The following is a 20,163-nucleotide window of genomic DNA, read 5'->3' on the forward strand; positions in this document are numbered from 1 at the left end:
CCGAGGTTTTTGGCATTTGACATTGTGCACGCTGTTGAGTTCTCAAGGATCGGACGCACTCGACTTCAAACCCCACAGGGGCTGTCGCTTCGAGGCAACTTGTATAACTTAGCTGCCCGGCCACGCCCTGTCAAATCACGGAAAGCAGCCGATTCCAAGTGCGCCAAAGCGACTCGGACAACCACCCACCAGACCAAACACGCAGCCGGAGAGAGTTACCATCTTAGGCCTCCCCCACACCCACCTGAAACAGGAACAAGCATGAGACGAAGCGAAAAACTGTGGTTCCACATGAGGCCGGGAAGCTCTGCGGCTTTCCGCACCTGTGGGGTACGTTTGAATACATTACNAGGCCGTCAAAACCAGCAACCGCCCGGGCGTGTCACGCCCCAACGGGGCGGAACGACCAGGCGACATCCGTCTCTGAATCAGACGACGAAAACGCCGGCCAAGGTCTTCTTCCCACGGCGGAGCACGGCCACTCCCCCGGGAAGCACGGCACCCTCGATGGTCTGGTCATCGCTCAGCACCTTCACGTTGTTGAGATAGACCCCACCCTGGCTGATGGCACGGCGGGCTTCGCTCAGACTCATGCTGAGTCCGGTGTCGACCAGCAGCTGCACCACGGGGGCGTGCGGGGCGGTCGTCGTGTTCGGGAGTTCTCGCAGAGCGGCTTCGAGGGTGGCCTCGTCGAGATCGGACAGCTCACCCTGGCCGAAGAGGGCATGCGCGGCCTGGATGGCGGCATCCGTCGCGGCACGGCCGTGAACAAGGCTCGTCACGGACACGGCGAGCGTGCGCTGGGCGAGGCGTTTGAACGGTTCCGCCGCCACGGCACCCGCGAGCTCCTCGATGTCGGACCGGGTGAGGAAGGTGAACACCTTCAGCCGGTTGAGGACATCGGCATCGTCGGTGTTGAGCCAGAACTGGTAGAACGCGTACGGGCTGGTGAGGGTGGGGTCGAGCCAGACCGCGTTGCCCTCACTCTTGCCGAACTTGGTGCCGTCGCTGTTCGTAATCAGCGGGGTGCCGATGGCGTGGGCGCTCTCCCCCTCCGCCTTGCGGATGAGGTCGATACCGCTGGTGAGGTTGCCCCACTGGTCGCTGCCTCCGGTCTGCAGCACGCAGCCGTACGTGCGGAAGAGCTCGAGGAAGTCCATCCCCTGCAGAACCTGGTAACTGAACTCGGTGTAGCTGATGCCGGCGTCGGAATTCAGCCGGGCGCTCACGGCATCCTTCTTGAGCATGCTGCCGACCCGGAAGTACTTGCCGATGTCGCGCAGGAAGTCGATGGCACTGAGCGGGGCGGTCCAGTCCAGGTTGTTCACCAGGGTGACGGCGTTGTCGCCCTCCGAGCTCAGAAAGCGCGAGACCTGGGCCTGGAGGTAGCCCACCCACTCGCCGACGACATCCCGAGAGTTCAGGGTGCGCTCGGCCGTGGGGCGCGGGTCACCGATCAGTCCGGTGGACCCGCCGACCAAGCCGAGGGGCTTATGTCCGGCCAGCTGCAGCCGGCGCATGAGCAGCAGCTGCACGAGGTTGCCGAGGTGCAGGCTCGGGGCGGTCGGGTCGAAGCCGCAGTAGAACGTGGCCGGCGGGCCGGCGAGCAGCTCACGCAGTTCGGTGGTGTCGGTGGACACCTGTACCAGGCCTCGCCAGGAGATCTCCTCCCAGACGTCGTCGAAGGTCGGGTCGTTGGCTTGCAGGGCGAGGATGGCTGGATCTGACACGAGCCAAGGATATCAGCGCCCGACTCGCTGCCCGGGAATTCAGGACCACACCTTGATCGGCAAATATTAAGCCTATAGGCTGAATTAGTGTAGATTCATCGTGGAAGCTTCATATCAGCCCGCCAACTCCGTCGGAGGTCCCGCCCATGTTCGTCATCACGGCCGACCAGGTCGACAGCCGCAACGATCGCGATCGGGCCGGCGAGATGATCGCCGAGCTCGTGGCCGCGTACGGCCCGGCGTTCACGCTGCCGCCCGACCAGACGTCCGGCGATGAGATCCAGCTACTGCTGCCCGACGCCGGCACGGCCCTTGCCGCCGTTCTCGCGCTGCATCGCGCGGGCCATTGGAGCATCGGGCTCGGCATCGGCGAGGTGCGCACCCCTCTTCCAGAAACAACCCGGCAGGCCTCCGGCGGTGCGTTCGTCGCGGCGCGCGCGGCCGTGACGCGGGCAAAGAAGGCCGAGGCCCGGTTCAGTCTCGAGGTTGATCCGGCCGCTGGCCGTACTGCTGGCCGCTCTGCTCCGCTGCTCGACGCCGACGGGGTGGAAGCACTCATCACCAATCTGCTGCTCCTTCGCCAGCGTCGCTCGCAGGAGGGCTGGGCGGCCATCGACCTGCTGGCGAGCGGGATGTCCCAGGTGGAGATCGCCGCCGAGCTCGGCATTTCCCCCGCCGCCGTCAGCCAGCGCATCCGAATCGCCCTCTGGAGGGTCGACCAGTCCGCCCAGCCCGCACTCGTTAGGCTGCTGGAGAACCTCGAGCACGCCACGACCGAAACGGACCCTGCCGCATGATCTCCTCGTCCTTCCCGATCGTTGCCTACCTCTACTGGATGTCCCTCCTGGTCGTCACCACCGGCTCGCTGGTCTTCGCCATCCTCGCGTTCCGGCGCCAGAAGCCGCAGTTCGCCGCGGTCTCCGGCGGCGCCCTCGCCGCGGCCCTGATGATCGCCGCCCTCCCCTCGCCCGGAGGCGCGACCGTGTCGGGCGTGCTCCTCGGCATGGTGGCCCTCGGTCTCGCCGTGGTCGGCGGCGGCCCGGCGGCGCTGCTTGCGCTGAGGCTGGCCACGAACAACTCCGTGCCCCAAGGCCAGCACGGCGGGATCCTGGTCGACAACGGCGGCGCTCCCGTGACACCGGAGCCGGGCCGCGCGTCCGGGGTTGATGCCGGCGCACCGGATGCACCGGATGCACCGGATGCACCGGATGCCACCGGTGTACCCGATGGTGAGGGGACGGCCGGAACGCACGGCACTTTCGTGCACGAGGTGCTGCGCGGTGGATTGATGATCGGAATCCTGGAGCGCCTCGCCGTGGCCGGCGCGATCCTGGCGGGCTTCCCGGAGGCCATCGCGGTCGTCGTGGCGATCAAGGGCGTCGGCCGCTTCACCGAGCTGGCCACGGCCGAGGCCCGGGAGCGGTTCATCATCGGCACGCTGGCGAGCCTGATCTGGGCGTGCGCGTGCGCCGCCCTGGTGCAGATCGCCCTGACGTAGGCGCCGGTCGGCGGTCGAGCTTGCCGGGATCCGGTGACCCGAACCTGCCGCGCGACCCGGGACATCCGTGCCGATCGCGCTGACGTAACCTCGGAGATTTTCGCGACACGCCGGTCGGCCCCCGAACCGGCGTTTCCCGAAAATCTCCGCTTTTATATGACGCCGGATGCCCCAGCGCGGGTCCCGGTGATGGCGCGAGCCCGGCGACGGCCCGAGCCTGTCGACGGTGCTCGCCTGTCGACGGTGCTCGCCTGTCGACGACGCGCGCCTAGCGAGAGTCGGGCTCAGCGCCCAGCTTCGGATGTCGCCGGTACGGCGACACCGACGCGTCGCCCGGGATCCAGAATCGCCACGGATACTCCGCTCCCCCGCCGACGCCGCCGACTCCGGTGCGGGGTCCGCTGCGGAAAGCGACCGGTTCGGGAGGCAGGGTCAGCGTGAACGGCGCCTCACCGAGGTCCGCACCGTCGTCTCCCAGCCCGATGCCGAGCGCCAGCGTGAGCCGGGCCGGGCCGCGCGCCAGGTCGCGGTCGCTGCGTGAGGTGGGGCGGCGCATCCGTGCCTCGGCGACACCGTCGACGATCTCGCCGGCGCGCAGCAGCACGGCGGACGCTTCGCCGCCCGGCGAGCAGACGATGTTCGCACAGACGTGCATGCCGTAGCTGAAGTACGCGTAGAGGTGGCCGCTCGGGCCGAACATCGACGCGTTCCGCCGGGTCTGGCCACGGAAGGCGTGCGAGCCGGGGTCGAGCCCTTGCCCGAGGTAGGCCTCCACCTCGGTGATGCGCAGCCGCACCCCGGCGCGGTCGAGCAGCGCGCCCAACAACTGTGGCGCGACCTCAACGGCCGGTCGCGCCAGAATGCCGTCGGCGAGTGTCACATGCCGAGCGCAGCCGCCAGCGCGCGCACCCGGGTGACGAGCGCCGCGCGCTGCTCCGCCACGCGCACCGGGGCGGTCCCGCCCTGGCCGTCGCGGCGGGACACCGAACCGGTGATGGTGAGTACCTCGCGCACGTCCGGCGTGAGGTGCGGCGACAGCGCGAGCAGCGCGGCGTCGTCCACCTCGTGCAGGTCGAGCCCGTTCCGCTCCGCGAACTTCACCAGCGAACCGGTGATTTCGTGCGCGTCCCGGAACGTGACCTGCTGCTTGACGAGCCACTCGGCGACGTCGGTGGCCAGGGAGAATCCCTGGGGGGCGAGCTCGGCCATCCGTTCAGTGTGGAAGGTCAGGGTCGCGATCATTCCGCTGAAGGCCGGCAGGAGCACCTCGAGCGTCTCGATCGAGTCGAAGACTGGCTCCTTGTCTTCCTGCAGGTCGCGGTTGTAGGCGAGCGGCAACCCCTTGAGAGTGGTCAGCAGACCGGTCAGGTTGCCGATCAGGCGCCCCGCCTTGCCGCGGGCCAGCTCGGCGATGTCCGGGTTCTTCTTCTGCGGCATGATCGACGACCCGGTGGAGTAGGAGTCGTCGAGGGTGACGAAACCGAACTCGCGGGTGTTCCAGAGGATGATCTCCTCGGCCAGACGGGACAGGTCGATACCGATCTGGGCGGTGATGTACGCGAACTCGGCGACCAGGTCGCGGCTCGCGGTGCCGTCGATCGAGTTCTCGACCACGGCGCTGAAGCCGAGGTCGGCCGCCACCAGGTTGGCGTCGAGGCCGAGCGTGTTGCCGGCCAGGGCACCAGACCCATAGGGCGAGTAGTCGGCGCGTGTGTTCCAGTCGGTGAACCGCTCGAGGTCGCGCACGAGCGGCCAGCAGTGCGCGAACAGGTGGTGGGCGAGCAGCACCGGCTGGGCGTGCTGCAGATGCGTGCGGCCCGGCATGATGGCCTCGTCGTTCGCTTCGGCCTGCGACGCCAGGGCGTCGATCAGGTCGATGACGTGGGCGGAGATGCCCTTCGCCTTGTCGCGCAGCAGCATCCGCACCAGGGTGGCGACCTGGTCGTTGCGGCTGCGGCCAGCGCGCAGCTTGCCGCCCAGTTCGACGCCGACGATGTCGATCAGGCCGCGTTCCAGGGCCGAATGCACATCCTCGTCGGATTCCGCGGGAAGGAAGCTCTCGTCGACCACGGCCTGCATCAGGGTGTCGAGGCCGGCGATCATGGCGACGAGTTCCGGGGCGGTCAGGTAACCGGCCGCGGCCAGGGCCCGCGCGTGGGCCTGGGAACCACGGATGTCGTAGGGAGCCAGCGGCCAGTCGAACTGGGTCGACTTGCTCAGCTTCGCCAGTTCCGGCGACGGTCCCCCGGCGAAGCGGCCACCCCAGAGGGCGCCCGCCTTGCCCGCGCGGTTCTCGTGCGTGTCCGTGTCGCCAGCCACGTCAGCCCTACTTGCCGGCGAGGTCGCGGCGGGCCGAGATCTTGCTCGGCAGCGACCACAGCTCGATGAAACCCTTGGCCATGGACTGGTCGAAAGTGTCCCCGGTGTCGTAGGTGGCGAGGTTGAAGTCGTAGAGGCTCTGCGTGGACTTGCGGCCGGTGACGACGGCGGTGCCAGCATGCATCTTCAGACGGATGTCGCCGGTCACGTGCTTCTGCGTCTCGTCGATGAACACGTCGAGTGCGCGCTTCAGGCCGGAGAACCAGAGGCCGTCGTAGACGAGTTCGGCCCACTTGGACTCGACCGTGCGCTTGTAGCGGGCCAGGTCACGTTCCACGGTCATGTTCTCGAGCTCTTCGTGCGCGGCGATCAGGGCGATGCCGGCGGGGGCCTCGTAGACCTCGCGGCTCTTGATGCCGACGAGGCGGTCCTCGACGATGTCGATCCGTCCGACGCCCTGGTTGCCGGCGAGCAGGTTCATCATTTCGATGGCCTGCAGCGGGGTGACGGCGACGCCGTCAATCGCGACGGGAACACCCTGGTCGAAGCTGATGACGACCTCGGTGGGCTCGCGAGTCACGGCCGGGTCCTGCGTGTACGTGTAGAGGTCTTCGATCGGGGCATTCCACGGGTCTTCGAGGAAGCCGGTTTCGACCGCACGGCCGTAGACGTTCTGGTCGATCGAGTAGGGGCTCTTCTTCGACTGTGCGATGGGCAGGTCGTGCAGCGCCGCGTATTCGATGGCTTTGTCCCGGGTGAGGGCGAAATCGCGCACCGGGGCGAGCGAGGTGAGCTCGGGCGCGAGGGCGGCGACGGCGGCCTCGAAGCGCACCTGGTCGTTGCCCTTGCCGGTGCAGCCGTGCGCGACGCTGTTCGCTCCGAGCTCCTTGGCCGTGGAGGCGAGGTACTTGGCGATCAGCGGGCGGCTGAGCGCGGAGACGAGCGGGTAACGCTTCTGGTAGAGCGCGTTGGCCTTGAGGGCCGGCACGACGTAGTCGCTGGCGAACTCGTCCTTCGCGTCGACGACGATGGACTCGACGGCGCCGCAGTCCAGGGCGCGCTGGCGGATGACGTCCATATCCTCGCCGCTCTGTCCCACGTCGATGGCGAGGGCCACGACCTCTTTGCCGGTTGCATCCTTCAGCCAGCCGATGCCAACCGAGGTATCGAGTCCGCCCGAATATGCCAGCACAACGCGTTCAGCCATGGTTCTCCCTAAAAATTCGATCTGATCAAGTTTACGGTCATGCTGTGACGCCCGCCGGGGCGTTAGGCGCTGTTCTGGGTGAGCAGCCAGACGAGCAGCGCCTTCTGGGCGTGCAGGCGGTTTTCGGCCTCGTCCCAGATGATGCTCTGCGCGCCGTCGATGACGTCGGCGGTCACCTCGTAACCGCGGTCAGCCGGCAGACAGTGCAGGAAGTGCGCGTCGGGCTTCGCGAGCGCCATCAGGGCGGCGTCCACACGGTAGCGACCGAGGTCACCCAGGCGGGTGGCCTTCTCCTCTTCCTTGCCCATCGACACCCAGGTGTCGGTGACGACCACGTCGACGCCGGTGACGGCCGCGACCGGGTCGGTGAAGAGCTCCACGGAGCCGCCGGTGCGCAGGGCGATCGCCGCGGCATCCGCGACGACCTCGTCGGTGGGCGTGTACCCGACCGGGGAGGCGATGCGCACGTGCATGCCCGCGGTCGCGCCGGCAAGCAGGTAGGACTGGCCCATGTTGCAGGCGCCGTCGCCGAGGAACGCGAGGGTCTGACCGGCCAGGTCGCCGCGGTGCTCACGGATGGTGAGCAGGTCGGCGAGCAACTGGCAGGGGTGGAAGTCGTCGGACAGCGCATTGACTACGGGCACCGTGGTGCCGAGGGCCATCTCCTCGAGTCCGGCCTGGCCGTAGGTGCGCCAGACGATCGCGGCCACCTGGCGCTCGAGCACGCGGGCCGTGTCGGAGGCGGTTTCCTTGCCACCGAGCTGGCTGTTCGCGGTGCTGATGATCAGCGGGCTGCCGCCGAGGTCGGCGATCCCCACGGCGAAGGAGACCCGGGTGCGGGTCGATGACTTGTCGAAGATGACAGCCACGGTCTGCGGGCCGGCCAGAGGTTTGACCGCGAATCGGTCACGCTTGAGGTCCAGGGCAAGGTCGAGGATCTCGGCCTGTTCGGCCGGTGAGATGTCGTCGTCGCGCAGGAAATGGCGGGTCACGGTGTCACTTTCGCTTCTGGGGAATAGATCGTTCAACTCTAGAGGCTGGCCAGAGCGAGCCCGAATCGGCACTCGAAATCGGCCAGTTCGTCGTCGCCGACGATGAGGGGCGGGGCCAGACGGATGGTGGACTCGTTTGCGGCGTTCACGATCAAGCCGTTGCTCTGGGCCGCGGCCGCCAGGCGGGTGGCGACCGGTTCGGTCAGCCCGACACCGAGTAGGAGCCCGCGGCCGCGCACCTCGCCGATGAGGGGGGAACCGAAATCGGCGAGGATCTCCCGCAGCTGCTCGCCGCGCCGCGCGGCGTTGGCGACCAGGCCGTCGGCCTCGATGGCGCCGAGCACGGCGTTGGCGGCGGCCGTGACGAGCGGGTTGCCGGCATAGGTTGAGCCGTGCTGGCCGCGCTGGAACAGCTCCGACGCCGCCCCGAAGGTGACGAGGGCGCCGATGGGCAGGCCGCCGCCGATCCCCTTCGCCAGCGTGAGCGCATCCGGCTGGATACCGTCGTGCTGGTAGGCGAACCACTCGCCGGTGCGGCCGGCGCCGGTCTGCACCTCGTCGAGGATGAGCAGCACGCCGTTTCGGGTGCACAGCTCGCGGGCGTGGCGCAGGAACCCTGCGGGCAGGTCGACCACCCCGGCCTCGCCCTGCACGGGCTCGAGGAAGAGGGCGGCGACGGTCTCGTCGATCGCGGCGTCCAGCCCCTCGAGCGTGGCGTGGATGTGCTCGACCCCCTCGGGGACCGGCAGGAACGGCTCGCGCATGGCCGGCTTGCCGGAAAGGGCGAGCGCCCCCATCGTGCGGCCGTGGAACGAGTCGTGCAGGGAGAGGATGCGGGTTCGGCTGCCACCGTCGGTGTTCAGTCGGGCCAGCTTGAATGCGGCCTCGTTGGCCTCGGCGCCGGAATTGCAGAAGTAGACCCGGCCGGCCTGTCCCGCACCGGTGAGGCGCTTGAGCCGTTCGGCCAGTTCCAGCTGCGGTGGCGACGCGAAGTAGTTCGAGACGTGGGCAAGCCGGCCGACCTGATCGGTGACCGCGGCGACGAGAGCCGGATGCGCGTGGCCGAGCGAGTTCACGGCGATTCCGGCGAGGAAGTCGAGATATTTCGTGCCCTCGTCGTCCCAGACGTAGCACCCCTTCCCGCGCACGAGCATCGCCAGCGGCGGTGCGATCGTGTGCATCATGGCGGCGCTGAAACGCTCGCGCCAGTCGGGGGTGCCGGAATCAGCCATCTGTGCGGTGCTCGATTCTGGGTGCGTATTGCTCATGCCGGGACCACTTCGGTTCCGATCCCGCTGCCGGTGAAGACCTCGAGCAGGATCGAGTGTGGTACCCGGCCGTCGATGATGGCCGCCTTCGCGACGCCACCCTCGACCGCGTCGAGGCAGGCCGTCATCTTGGGGATCATTCCCGACTCGAGGCCCGGCAGTAGGGAGCGAAGCGAGTCCACGTCGATGACCGACACCAGCGAGTCGTGGTTGGGCCAGTCGCTGTACAGCCCCGCGACATCGGTCAGGATGACCAGTTTGGCGGCGCCGAGCGCGACCGCGAGGGCCGCGGCGGCGGCGTCGGCGTTGATGTTCAGGGACTGGCCCGGGACATCCGTGTCGGGTGCGATCGAGGAGACGACCGGTATGCGGCCGGCGGCGAGCTGGGCGAGCACGGCCTCGGGGTCGACGCCGATCACGTCGCCGACGAGGCCGAGGTCGACCTCGCCGCCGTCGATGACGGTGCCGCGGCGACGGCCCTGGAACAGCCCGGCGTCCTCGCCGGAGAGCCCGGCCGACAGCGGACCGTGCTGGTTGATGCGGCTGACCAGCTCGCGGTTGATCTGGCCGGTGAGCACCATCCGCACGACGTCCATCGCCTCAGGCGTGGTCACCCGGTAGCCACCGCGGAACTCGCTCGCGATGCCGAGGCGGTCGAGCATCGCGGAGATCTGCGGGCCGCCGCCGTGCACGACGACGGGGCGGATGCCGGCATAACGCAGGTACACCATGTCTTCGGCGAACGCTCGCTGCAGTTCCTCGCTGACCATGGCGTTGCCGCCGAACTTGACCACGATGATCTGGTCGTGGAACCGCTTGAGCCAGGGTAGCGACTCAATCAGCGTGGCGGCCTTGACGGCTGCCTCCGCCCGGCTGTTCGTCTCGTCGCCTGGGGTCGTCTCGTCGCCAGGGGTTTCGTGGACCGGGTTCAACTCGAGTACGCGCTGTTCTCTTCGACGTAGGCGTGGGTGAGGTCGTTGGTCCAGATGGTGGCCGTCTCGTCGCCCTCGTGCAGGTCGATCAGCACGGAGACCGAGCGGGGGGTGAGGTCGACGAGCTCACGCGGCTGGTCGGGTTCCCCCGCGGTGCAGACCTGAACGCCATTGATGGCGACGTCGATGCCGTAGGGGTCGAAGGCGGCATCCGTCGTACCGACCGCCGCGAGCACGCGGCCCCAATTCGGGTCGTTGCCGAAGATCGCGGTCTTGAACAGGTTGCTGCGGGAGACCGCGCGGGCGACCGTGACGGCGTCGGCCTCGGTGCCGGCGTGCCGCACCGTAATGGCGACGTCGTGGGCGGACCCCTCGGCGTCGGCCTGCAGCTGCAGGGTGAGGTCCTGGCAGATGGCGATCAGGGCATCCGTGAATTCGGCCAGGTCGGCGGTGACCCCGCTCGCCCCGGAGCCGAGGAGGGTGACAGTGTCGTTGGTGGACATGCAGCCGTCGGAGTCGAGGCGGTCGAACGTGACCCGGGTGGCCTGGCGGAGGGCCACGTCCAGCTGCTCGGAGTCGAGCACGGCGTCGGTGGTCAGCACCACGAGCATGGTGGCCAGGCCAGGCGCGAGCATGCCGGCGCCCTTGGCCATGCCGCCGATGGTCCAGCCGGTGTCGGAAACGAGCATGGTCTGCTTGGGTGTGGTGTCGGTGGTCATGATCGCCTGCGCCGCGGCCAGGCCGGCGGCGTCGGAGGTGGCCTTCTCACCCTGCAGCGCGAGGGTCGCGTCCCACACGCCGGCGGTGATCTTGCCGAGGTCGAGCTGTTCGCCGATCAGGCCGGTGGAACAGACCAGCACCTCGCCGGCGGAGATCTCCAAGCGGTCGGCGATGGCCTCGGCGGTGGCGTGCGTGGTCTGGAAGCCGATGCTGCCGGTGTAGCAGTTCGCGCCGCCCGAGTTGAGCACGATGGCCTTGACTCGGCCGCCCTTCATGACCTGCTCGCTCCAAAGCACCGGGTTCGCCTTGCACCGGTTACTGGTGAAAACGCTGGCCGCGCTGGTGAGCGGGCCGAGGTTCTGCACGACGGCGAGGTCGAGCCCGCCGGACTGTTTCAGGCCGGCGGTGACTCCGGCGGCGGCGAACCCGGCGGGGGCGGTGACACTCATGGGGCAACTCCATTCGTGCTCAGGCCCGTGGTCTCGGGCAGTCCCAACGCCAGGTTGGCGGACTGGATGGCGGCACCGGCGGTGCCCTTGGTGAGATTGTCGACGGCGGTGATCGTCACGACGCGGCCCACGGCCTCGTCGACGGCGAGGCCGATCAGCGCGGTGTTGGCGCCGAGCACATCGCCCGTGCGCGGGAATCGGCCCTCCGGCAGCACATGCACGAACGGTTCGTCGGCGTAGGTCGCCTCCCAGGCGGCGCGCACCGCGGCGCCGGATGTGCCGGGCACGAGACGGGCCGTCGCGGTGCAGAGGATTCCCCGCGACATCGGCACGATCACCGGGGTGAATGAGATGGTCGGGTTCGAGGCCCCTGCCCAGCGCAGGCTCTGCTGGATTTCGGGGATGTGGCGGTGCACGCCGCCGACCGCGTAGGGGTTCGCGGAGCCGAGGATCTCGCTTGCGAGGTTCGGCAGCGTCAGACTCTTGCCGGCGCCGGAGGGTCCGACCGCGAGCACCGCGGCCAAGTCTTCGGGCTCGATCACCCCGGCACGGATGCCCGGCGCCAGCGCCAACGCCACCGTGCTCGCGTTGCAGCCGGGGGCGGCGACGCGGCGGGAGCCGGCCAACCGGGAGCGCTGCGTGCCGCCGACCACCGGGAGCTCGGGCACGCCGTAGGTCCAGGCGCCGAAGTAGTCGCCCCCGTAGAACGCCGCCCAGTCGCTCTCACTTTCGAGCCGATGGTCGGCACCGCAGTCCACGACGAGCGTGTCGGCGGAAAGGTGCGCGGTGAGGGCACCGGATGCCCCGTGGGGCAGGGCGAGGAACACCACATCGTGCCCGGCGAGGGTTTCGGGCGTCGTGTCGACCAGGGTGAGGTGCGCGAGCGAGCGCAGGTGCGGCTGCGCGTCGATCAGACGCTGCCCGGCAGTGCTGTGCGCCGTGACCGTGCGCACCTCGAAGTCGGGGTGCCCGGCCAACAGACGCAACAATTCACCGCCCGCGTAGCCACTCGCACCTGCCACCGCCACCGAAAAAGACATGTTCCCAACCTAGCGCGCCGCCCCGCGCGCCGAGAATCGCCGTTCACGCCGATAATCGCCGCCCGGGCGGTGACTCTCGGCGCGCGGAGCGGGCGCCAGCCCGCGCCACTCGCGCTACTCGCGCTACTCGCGCTACTCGCGGAGAGTGGCCCCGAAGCGGGCGGCGGCCACCGCGACGCCGGCGAGTTTGGCGTCGCTGGCCTCCGCGGCGGTGAGGGTGCGCTCCGGCGCCCGGAACCGCAGCGCGAACGTCAGTGACTTGCGTCCGGACGGCACGCCCGTGCCGCGGTAATCGTCGACGAGTTCGGCGTGGTCGAGCAGCGGCCCGCAGCCCTCGAGCAGCGTGCGGAGCACGTCGCCGGCCGGCACGCCGGCGTCGACCACGAGGGACAGGTCCTGTGTGGCGGCCGGCATCGTGGCGATCGGTGTGGCGCGCAGCTCGGCGCCGGCCTCCGCGAACACGGCGGTCAGGTCGATCTCGGCAACCGCGACGACCGCGGGCAGGTCCGCGTCGCGGGCGATGCTGGGCAGCAGTTCGCCGGCGTAGCCGACCGAGGTCGTGCCGGCATCCGTCGTCACGAACAGCTCGGCGGTGCGGCCGGGATGCATGGCCTGGTGCGAACCCTGGCGAACCGTGATCGGAACGCCGGCGGCCAGCGCGACCTGCTGCACCGCGGCGAGGGCGTGCTGCCAGCTTGCGGCCACGGCGGGCTGCCCCGGCTGGTGCCGCACGACGGAGCCGGTCAGCACGACCGCCACCGACAGAGGCTGCGGCGGGATGCCCGCGTTGAGCTCGGCCTCCAGCTGCGCGCTCGGGCGCACCGCGCCGGGCGGCACGACGGAGCCGCCGTAACGGATGCCCGCCACCGGCCGGAACACCAAGCCCAGTTCGAAGACGGCCAGGTCGGTGAGGCCGCGCGAGCGGTTGCGGTGTGCGATCTGCAGCAGCCCGGGCAGGATCGACGTGCGCAGGAACGGCGCCTCTCCGTCGAGCGGGTTGGCAACCCGGATCTGCGGAACAGCAGGGCCGATGGGCAGCCCGAACAGGTTGTTCGACTTCTCCGCCACGAACGGGTACGCGAGCACCTCGGTGTGGCCGGTGGCCGCCAGGGTCTGCGCCACCTGGCGGCGCAGGGTCTGCGCGTGGGTGAGGCTGCGCCCGGGCGGGGCGACGGGCAGCACCGAGGGGATGCGGTCGTAACCGACGATGCGGGCGACTTCCTCGGCCAGGGTCCACTTGTCCGTCAGGTCGGGGCGCCAGCTCGGGGCGGTGACGTTCAGCCCGATCTCGGTCTCCTCGATCGAGGCGCCGATCTCGGCCAGCGAGGTGCGCACCTCCTCGCGGGTGTAGTCGAGTCCGATCAGGCCGGAGATGAAGCCGGTCGGCAGGAAGATCGGCTCGGCGTCGGGCGTGGCGTCGTGCAGGGAGCCGAGGCCGTCGGCTTCTCCCCCGGAGAGCTCGACCAGCAACTGAACGACGCGGGCGGCGGCGACCGCGGCCACGGCCGGGTCCACCCCGCGCTCGAACCTGCGGGATGCCTCGCTGGGAAGCTTGTGCCGACGGGCCGTGCGCGCGATCGATACCGGGTCGAAGTTCGCGGCCTCGATCAGCACATTCGTGGTCGCGGAACCGATCTCGGTGCTCTGACCGCCCATTACGCCGGCCAGACCGATCGGTCCGGACTCGTCGGTGATCAGCAAGTCTTCGGCGTTGAGAATGCGGGTGACGTCGTCGAGGGTGACGAGCTTCTCGCCCGGTTCTGCGCGACGCACGGTGATACCGCCGGCCAGCTTGTCAAGGTCGTAGCCGTGGATCGGCTGGCCGAGCTCGATCATCACGTAGTTGGTGACGTCGACGATCAGCGAGATCGAACGGATGCCGGCCAGCTTCAGGCGGGCGATCAACCAGGCCGGAGACGGCCGGGTGGGGTCCACGCCGCGCACCGCGCGGGTGACGAACACGCTCGCGCCGACGCGACCGCGGATCGGGGCCTGATCGGCGATGGTGACCGGGAAGGCGACCGTGGACGCGTCCGCGGTGACGGAGAGCGCCGGGTCGCGGAAGGCAGCCCCGGTGGCGTGCGCGTACTCGCGGGCGACGCCACGGATCGAGAAGGCGTAGCCCCGGTCGGGCGTGACGTTGATCTCGACGGCGGTGTCGTCCAGGCCCAGCAGGCTGATCGCATCCGTGCCGATCTCGGGGTCGAGGCCGAGGCTGCCGAGCACCAGGATGCCGTCGTGCTCGTCGCCGAGGCCGAGTTCGCGGGCCGAGGCGATCATGCCGTCGGACACGTGGCCGTAGGTCTTGCGGGGCGCGATCGGGAACGGACCGGGCAGCACGGCGCCGGGCAGGGTCACGACAACCTTGTCGCCGACGACGAAGTTGTGGGCGCCGCAGACAATGCCGTGCACGGCCGGGCCGCCGTCGGCCGCGAGCTCGCCGTCAGCGGCGACGCGCACCTGGCACCAGTTGATGGTCTTGCCGTTGGTCTGCTCCTCGCCGACGAACTCGAGCACCTGGCCGACCACGATCGGCCCGGTCAGCTCGAAGCGGTGGATCTCCTCCTCTTCGAGGCCCACGCTCACCAGGGCGGCGTGCACGTCCTCGGGCGTGATGCCCGGGGCCAGGTCGACGAACTCAGCCAGCCAGCTCAGTGGTACGCGCATCAGACGGTCATCCCGTACTGCTGGCTGAACCGGACGTCGCCTTCGACCATGTCGTGCATATCCTTCACATCATTTCGGAACATCAATGCCCGTTCGACGCCGACGCCGAACGCGAATCCGGAGTAGACCTCCGGGTCGATCCCGGCGGAACGCAACACATTGGCGTTGACCATGCCGCAGCCGCCCCACTCGATCCAGCGGGCGCCGTCCTTGAAGGTCGGGTGCCACAGGTCGAGTTCGGCGCTCGGCTCGGTGAACGGGAAGTAGTTGGGGCGCAGGCGCACCTTCGCCTCGGGGCCGAACATGGCCTGCACGAAATGGTCGAGAGTGCCGCGCAGGTGCGCCATGGTCAGGCCCTTGTCGACGGCGATGCCCTCGATCTGGTGGAACACGGGCGTGTGCGTGGCGTCAAGTTCGTCGGTGCGGAACACCCGGCCGGGCGCGACGACATAAACGGGAAGTTCGCGCGACAACAGGGCACGCAGCTGTACCGGCGAGGTGTGGGTGCGCAGTACCAGGTGTGCCTCGGGTGGGTCGATGAAGAACGTGTCCTGCATGGCACGGGCCGGGTGGTCCTCGTCGAAATTGAGGGCGTCGAAGTTGAACCACTCGCTCTCGAGCTCGGGGCCCTCGGCGACCTCCCAGCCCATGCCGACGAAGACATCCGCGACGCGCTCCTGCAACAGGGTGAGCGGATGCCGCGCGCCGGGCTTCCAGGTGGAGGCCGCCGCCGTCACGTCGATTGTTTCGGCCGCGAGCTGAGCGGTTGCCTCAGCCTCGGTGATCGCGGCCTCGCGGGCGGCGAACGCCTGGGCGACGGCACCTCGGGCCTGGCCGAGGAGCTTGCCGGCGGCGGCCTTCTGGTTGCCCGGCACGCTGCGCATCAGCGCGTTGAGTCGGGCCAGCGGGGAGGCCTCGCCGGTGTGCTCGGTGCGCACGGTTTTCAGGGCCGCGGAGTCGTTCGCGGCGTCAATGGCGGCGAGTGCGGCGTCGACGGCCGCGCTCACGACTGGTTCAGAGATCTCAGTGGGGTCAGACACAAGGCATAAGTTTAGTGCCGCTAAAGCCCCCGGGCGCCCATCTGGTTGCCGAGCGCAGCGGGGTAGACCACCTCGGGATCGAGGGGCTTCTCAGGCGGCGCCTTCGTGTCCGTGGTGACGCCGCCGGACTTGGAACCGGTGCGGCGGGCGATGACGCGGGCCAGCCAGGAGAGCAGTAGGTTCATCGTCAGGTAGATCGCGAGCACGACGAGGAAGAAGGAGAAGGAGTACCGGCTGCCGAAAAAGTTCGTCAGGTTGTACAGCCCGCTGCGGAGGAGCTCCTCGTAGCCGACCACGAACGCCAGGGACGTGTCCTTGAGGAGCACGACGAGCTGCGCGATGATGATCGGCAGCATCTGCCGGAACGCCTGCGGGAACTCGATCCGGAACCGGGTTGCCACGGGCGTGAGCCCGATGGCCAGCCCAGCCTCGCGCTGGCCGCGAGGCAGGCTTTTGATGCCGGCCCGCAGCGCCTCGCCGATGATCGCGCCGTTATAGACGGAGAGGGCGGCGACACCGGCCCAGAAGGAGCCGGTGGAGAAGACGAGGAGGATGAAAAGCATCATCAGCAGTACGGGCATGCCGCGCACGAATTCGAGCACGACCGTGGTCGGGATCCGAATCCATTTAGTGTCGGAGACGCGCCCGAAGGAGAACAGCACACCGAGCACCAGGGCGAACGCGGCGGCGACGCCGGCCATTCGGAGGGTGTTCAGCGCTCCGCGGCCGAGCGTGCGCCAGACCTCGCGGTCGGCGAAGACGTCCCACCGGGAGACGTCCCAGAGGCCCGGCTGAACGGCGCCGTTGGCGCTGGTCTTGGGCGCACCCAGCGCCAGGATCAGCCAGACCAGGCCGGCGGCGATGACAAGGCCGGCCACCACGGAGAACAGCCGGGAACGGAAGATGGCCTTGGGGCCCGGAGCGTCGTAAAGCACGGAAGTCATCGGAGAACCGCCACCTTCTTCTCGACCCGACCGGCGATCAGGCCGAGCGAGATGGTGACCAGGAGGTAGAAGACTGCGACGGCGAGCAAGATCGCGAGCACCTCATCGCCGCGATCGTTGGTGATCTTACGGGCGGCGCCGAAGAGTTCGAAGACGAAGAAGGCACCGGCGACCGAGGTGTTCTTCGTCAGGGCGATGAACACATTGATGAGCGGCGGGATGACCATGCGCACCGCCTGGGGCATGACGACGAACGAGAGGGTCTGCGTGAAGGTCAGACCCACGCTGCGGGCGGCCTCGGCCTGACCCACGTGCACACCGTTGACGCCCGAGCGCAGGGCTTCGGCGACGAACGGCGAGGTGTAGACGGTGAGTCCGATCGTGGCGAGCACGAAGTAGCCTGGGCTGAACTGGAGGTAGGGCAGGATGTAGGCGCAGAAGAACAGCACCAGCGTGAGCGGGGTGTTGCGCACGATCTCGGTGTAGACGGTGGCGAATCCGCGCAGGGATGCGACGGGCGAGATGCGCATGGCAGCGATGATGATGCCGAACACGAGCGCTCCCGTGCCGGCCAGAAGCAGAAGGCCCAATGTATTTCTGAAGCCCTCCAGAAACAGGGGCAGGTTTTCGATGACTGCTTCCACAACTCACCTCCTCTTCTGTAGTGACTATCTGGATGTCGTGCGGGTGGGTCGTGCGGGTACCAGGAAAAAGGTGCTGGTCGAGGCGGCCGCCTGTGCGGCGCGGCCGCCCCGATCAGCAGGTGCTGCTTTCGGCGACTAGTACCGGTCGACTGCCGGCGGGGTCGGGGTCTCGAGCACGGTACCGGCGGTCGCTTCCCAGGCTTCGGCCCACGTGCCATCCTCGTACGCCTCATCGAGCACATCGTTGATGAAGGTGCGGAACTCGGTGTCGTCCTTCTTCAGGCCGATGCCGTAGGGCTCCTTGGTGAAGGGGTTGTCGACAACCTCGAACTCACCGGCGTTCTGGTCGGCGAGGCCGGCCAGGATAACGTTGTCCGTGGTCACGGCGACAACCTCGCCGCTGCGGAGCGGGCCCAAGCAGTTGGAGTAGGTGTCGGTCGCGATCACGTTGTCGGAGTACGCGGCGATGTTCTTCTCCGACGTCGAGCCGCTCACGGTGCAGACGGGCTTGCCGGCGAGGTCCTCCGGGCCGGTGATCTTGTCGGGGTTGCCGGCGAGCACAAGCAGGTCCTGGCCGGCCTGGTAGTACGGTCCGGCGAAGTCGACGACCTCCTTGCGGGTGTCGTTGATCGTGTAGGTCGCGACGACAAGGTCAACCTGGCCGTTCTGGAGGAAGGGCTCGCGGTTGGCCGAGACGGTCTCGGTCCACTTGATCTTGTCGGCGGAGATGCCGAGTTTCGCGGCGATGAGCTTGCCGATCTCGACGTCGAAGCCGACCGGGTTGTTGTCCGGGCCCTTGAGGCCGAACAGCGGCTGGTCGAACTTGGTGCCGATGGTGATCGCCCCGGCCTCGTTCAACGCGGCCATGGAGGTGCCGGCTTCGAACTCAACCGTTTCCTCGACCGGTGCGGCCTCGGGCGTCTGGGCGGAATCGGTACATCCGCTCAACGTGAGAACGCTCGCGAGGGCAATGGCCGAAATCATTAGACCTTTAGTGAGTCTCATGGGTATCTCCTGATTGCTGTGTCGTCCTGCACACCGGTTAGTGGGCAAGTATTTTGGAGAGGAAGTCCTTCGCTCTCGAGCTCTGTGGGTTGGTGAAGAACTGCTCGGGCGTGGTCTCCTCGACGATCTCGCCCTCGGCCATGAAGATGACCCGGTCGGCGGCGCGGCGGGCGAAGCCCATCTCATGCGTGACGACGATCATGGTCATGCCGTCGTTAGCCAGGTTGATCATGACCTCGAGCACCTCGTTGATCATCTCGGGGTCGAGCGCACTGGTGGGCTCGTCGAGCAGGATGACCTTCGGGTCCATGGCGAGAGCCCGTGCGATCGCGACCCTCTGCTGCTGTCCACCGGAGAGCTGGGCAGGCATCTTCTTGGCCTGGTTGGCCACGCCGACGCGCTCGAGGAGGACCATGGCCTTTTTCTCGGCCTCGGCCTTCGACAGGCCGCGCACCTTGATCGGCCCGAGGGTGACGTTCTCGAGGACGGTCTTGTGGGCAAAGAGGTTGAACGCCTGGAACACCATTCCGACGTCCGCGCGCAGCTTGGCCAGCGCCTTGCCCTCGGCCGGCAGCTTGACGCCGTCGATCGTGATGACGCCCGCGTCGATGGTCTCGAGCCGGTTGATGGCCCGGCAGAGGGTGGACTTGCCGGAGCCACTCGGCCCGATCACCACCACGACCTCGCCGCGGTTGACCACGGCGTTGATCTTCTTCAGCACGTGAAGGTCACCGTAGTGCTTGTCCACGTCACTGATCACGACGAGAGGCTCACCGCGCAACACCGTGATGTTGGACGTCGCCGGCGCAGATTCTGTAGGCTCCATGTCCCAAACCTAGGCTAGAACAGGGTTTCTCAGAACCACCAAGCCGGTGGTTACCGAGCTGTGATAATCAGCTGCGCTGAGCAAATGCGCTTTCATACAGGCAAACACTGGCGGCCGTCGCCAAGTTCATCGATTCGGCGTGACCGTAGATGGGAACAGAAATGGACCGGTCGACCACGGCGAGATCTTCGTCGGTCAGTCCGCGGGCTTCGTTGCCGAACAGCCACGCCGTCGGAGCGACCAGAAGCCCCTCGGTGCGGGCAGCGAGCAAATCGGTGCCCTTGACGTCGGCGGCGAAGATCTGCAGGCCGGCGGACCGGGCCCGTTCGCGCACGTCGGAGAGCGTCGCGCTGACGGCGACGGGGAGGTGGAAGATCGAGCCGGTCGAGGAGCGCACGACCTTCGGGTTGTACAGGTCCACGCTGCGGCCGGTGAGGATCACGGCGTCGGCGCCGGCGGCATCCGCGGCACGGATGATGGTGCCGGCGTTTCCGGGGTCGCGCACCTCTTCGAGGATGGCGATGAGCTTGGGCTCGTTGGCGAAGATGTCCTTGACCGAGGTGGGAAACTGACGGCACACCGCGATGAAACCCTGCGGCGTGACCGTGTCGGCCATCGTTTCGAGCACCTGCTCGGTGACGAATTCGAGCTCGGCGCCCACCTCTTGGGCGACCTGGGCGATCTCGGGGTGCCGCTCGAGGGCGGTGGGGGTCACGAAGAGCTCCACAACAAGGTCGGGCCGGAAGTTGAGGGCCTCGGAGACCGACTGGGGGCCTTCCAGGAGGAACAGCCCCGCCTCGGAGCGAGCGGCTCGATTCGCCAGTTTCGCGACAGCCCGCACGCGCGGAGAACGGGGATTATCTAACATGCCTCCAGCTTACT

General features: G+C 68.2%; 18 protein-coding genes. 2 read left to right on the forward strand and 16 right to left on the reverse strand.

The features are described from left to right. Nucleotides 1-428: 428 nt before the first annotated feature. Complete coding sequence (gene tyrS / locus E3O54_RS14385; protein ID WP_241976920.1) at nucleotides 429-1,730, reverse strand: tyrosine--tRNA ligase; 1,302 nt, start codon at nucleotides 1,728-1,730, stop codon at nucleotides 429-431. 146 nt (nucleotides 1,731-1,876) lie between these two features. On the opposite strand from tyrS, the gene E3O54_RS14390 reads away from it, so the two are divergent. Together E3O54_RS14390 and E3O54_RS14395 are read left to right on the forward strand one after the other, a co-directional pair. Beyond that, nucleotides 1,877-2,527, forward strand: a complete 651-nt coding sequence (locus E3O54_RS14390) for a winged helix-turn-helix transcriptional regulator (RefSeq protein WP_134342190.1) — start codon at nucleotides 1,877-1,879, stop codon at nucleotides 2,525-2,527. Beyond that, a complete protein-coding gene (locus E3O54_RS14395; RefSeq protein ID WP_134401895.1) occupies nucleotides 2,524-3,228 on the forward strand; it encodes a hypothetical protein in 705 nt (234 codons plus the stop codon). The genes E3O54_RS14390 and E3O54_RS14395 overlap by 4 nt, the downstream gene beginning before the upstream one ends. Nucleotides 3,229-3,496: 268 nt before the next feature. Here E3O54_RS14395 and E3O54_RS14400 read toward each other — a convergent pair whose 3' ends face one another. The 15 genes from E3O54_RS14400 to E3O54_RS14470 all read right to left on the reverse strand — a co-directional run bounded on the left by E3O54_RS14400 (nucleotide 3,497) and on the right by E3O54_RS14470 (nucleotide 20,149). Then, a complete protein-coding gene (locus E3O54_RS14400) occupies nucleotides 3,497-4,108 on the reverse strand; it encodes a DNA-3-methyladenine glycosylase (RefSeq protein WP_104101263.1) in 612 nt (203 codons plus the stop codon). Beyond that, nucleotides 4,105-5,547 carry an argininosuccinate lyase gene (argH, locus tag E3O54_RS14405; protein ID WP_104101261.1) on the reverse strand — a complete coding sequence of 481 codons (1,443 nt, stop codon included), beginning with the start codon at nucleotides 5,545-5,547 and terminating at the stop codon, nucleotides 4,105-4,107. The genes E3O54_RS14400 and argH overlap by 4 nt, the downstream gene beginning before the upstream one ends. A 7-nt stretch (nucleotides 5,548-5,554) precedes the next feature. Further along, a complete protein-coding gene (locus E3O54_RS14410; RefSeq protein ID WP_104101259.1) occupies nucleotides 5,555-6,754 on the reverse strand; it encodes an argininosuccinate synthase in 1,200 nt (399 codons plus the stop codon). A gap of 62 nt (nucleotides 6,755-6,816) precedes the next feature. Next, complete coding sequence (gene argF / locus E3O54_RS14415; RefSeq protein WP_104101257.1) at nucleotides 6,817-7,746, reverse strand: ornithine carbamoyltransferase; 930 nt, start codon at nucleotides 7,744-7,746, stop codon at nucleotides 6,817-6,819. Between the two features lie 38 nt (nucleotides 7,747-7,784). After that, nucleotides 7,785-8,978 (reverse strand): acetylornithine transaminase, encoded by a 1,194-nt coding sequence (locus E3O54_RS14420; protein WP_134401896.1) that lies wholly within the window; start codon nucleotides 8,976-8,978, stop codon nucleotides 7,785-7,787. Between the two features lie 32 nt (nucleotides 8,979-9,010). Continuing rightward, on the reverse strand, nucleotides 9,011-9,946 hold the full coding sequence (argB, locus tag E3O54_RS14425) for an acetylglutamate kinase (RefSeq protein WP_104101252.1): 936 nt from the start codon (nucleotides 9,944-9,946) through the stop codon (nucleotides 9,011-9,013). Then, entirely contained in the window at nucleotides 9,943-11,115 is a 1,173-nt protein-coding gene (argJ, locus tag E3O54_RS14430; RefSeq protein ID WP_104170088.1) for a bifunctional glutamate N-acetyltransferase/amino-acid acetyltransferase ArgJ, read from the reverse strand. The genes argB and argJ overlap by 4 nt, the downstream gene beginning before the upstream one ends. Continuing rightward, complete coding sequence (gene argC / locus E3O54_RS14435; protein WP_134342194.1) at nucleotides 11,112-12,155, reverse strand: N-acetyl-gamma-glutamyl-phosphate reductase; 1,044 nt, start codon at nucleotides 12,153-12,155, stop codon at nucleotides 11,112-11,114. Before argC ends, argJ begins: the two co-directional genes overlap by 4 nt. A gap of 132 nt (nucleotides 12,156-12,287) precedes the next feature. Further along, a complete protein-coding gene (gene pheT, locus E3O54_RS14440; RefSeq protein WP_104101246.1) occupies nucleotides 12,288-14,822 on the reverse strand; it encodes a phenylalanine--tRNA ligase subunit beta in 2,535 nt (844 codons plus the stop codon). Further along, nucleotides 14,822-15,862: a phenylalanine--tRNA ligase subunit alpha gene (gene pheS / locus E3O54_RS14445; protein ID WP_104101244.1), complete on the reverse strand. Its 1,041-nt coding sequence runs from the start codon at nucleotides 15,860-15,862 to the stop codon at nucleotides 14,822-14,824. The genes pheT and pheS overlap by 1 nt, the downstream gene beginning before the upstream one ends. Before the next feature lie 20 nt (nucleotides 15,863-15,882). Continuing rightward, nucleotides 15,883-16,806, reverse strand: coding sequence for an amino acid ABC transporter permease (locus E3O54_RS14450; RefSeq protein WP_104101242.1), 924 nt, complete (start codon nucleotides 16,804-16,806; stop codon nucleotides 15,883-15,885). Beyond that, nucleotides 16,803-17,450 (reverse strand): amino acid ABC transporter permease, encoded by a 648-nt coding sequence (locus E3O54_RS14455; protein ID WP_104101240.1) that lies wholly within the window; start codon nucleotides 17,448-17,450, stop codon nucleotides 16,803-16,805. Before E3O54_RS14455 ends, E3O54_RS14450 begins: the two co-directional genes overlap by 4 nt. Before the next feature lie 135 nt (nucleotides 17,451-17,585). After that, nucleotides 17,586-18,455: a glutamate ABC transporter substrate-binding protein gene (locus E3O54_RS14460; RefSeq protein WP_104101238.1), complete on the reverse strand. Its 870-nt coding sequence runs from the start codon at nucleotides 18,453-18,455 to the stop codon at nucleotides 17,586-17,588. Nucleotides 18,456-18,492: 37 nt separating this feature from the next. Beyond that, nucleotides 18,493-19,281, reverse strand: coding sequence for an amino acid ABC transporter ATP-binding protein (locus E3O54_RS14465; RefSeq protein WP_104101236.1), 789 nt, complete (start codon nucleotides 19,279-19,281; stop codon nucleotides 18,493-18,495). 67 nt (nucleotides 19,282-19,348) lie between these two features. Then, on the reverse strand, nucleotides 19,349-20,149 hold the full coding sequence (locus E3O54_RS14470; RefSeq protein WP_104101233.1) for an RNA methyltransferase: 801 nt from the start codon (nucleotides 20,147-20,149) through the stop codon (nucleotides 19,349-19,351). Nucleotides 20,150-20,163 lie beyond the last annotated feature (14 nt).

Origin of the sequence: Cryobacterium sp. TMT2-4 (genome assembly GCF_004402575.1) — a bacterium.
GTDB lineage: Bacteria > Actinomycetota > Actinomycetes > Actinomycetales > Microbacteriaceae > Cryobacterium > Cryobacterium sandaracinum.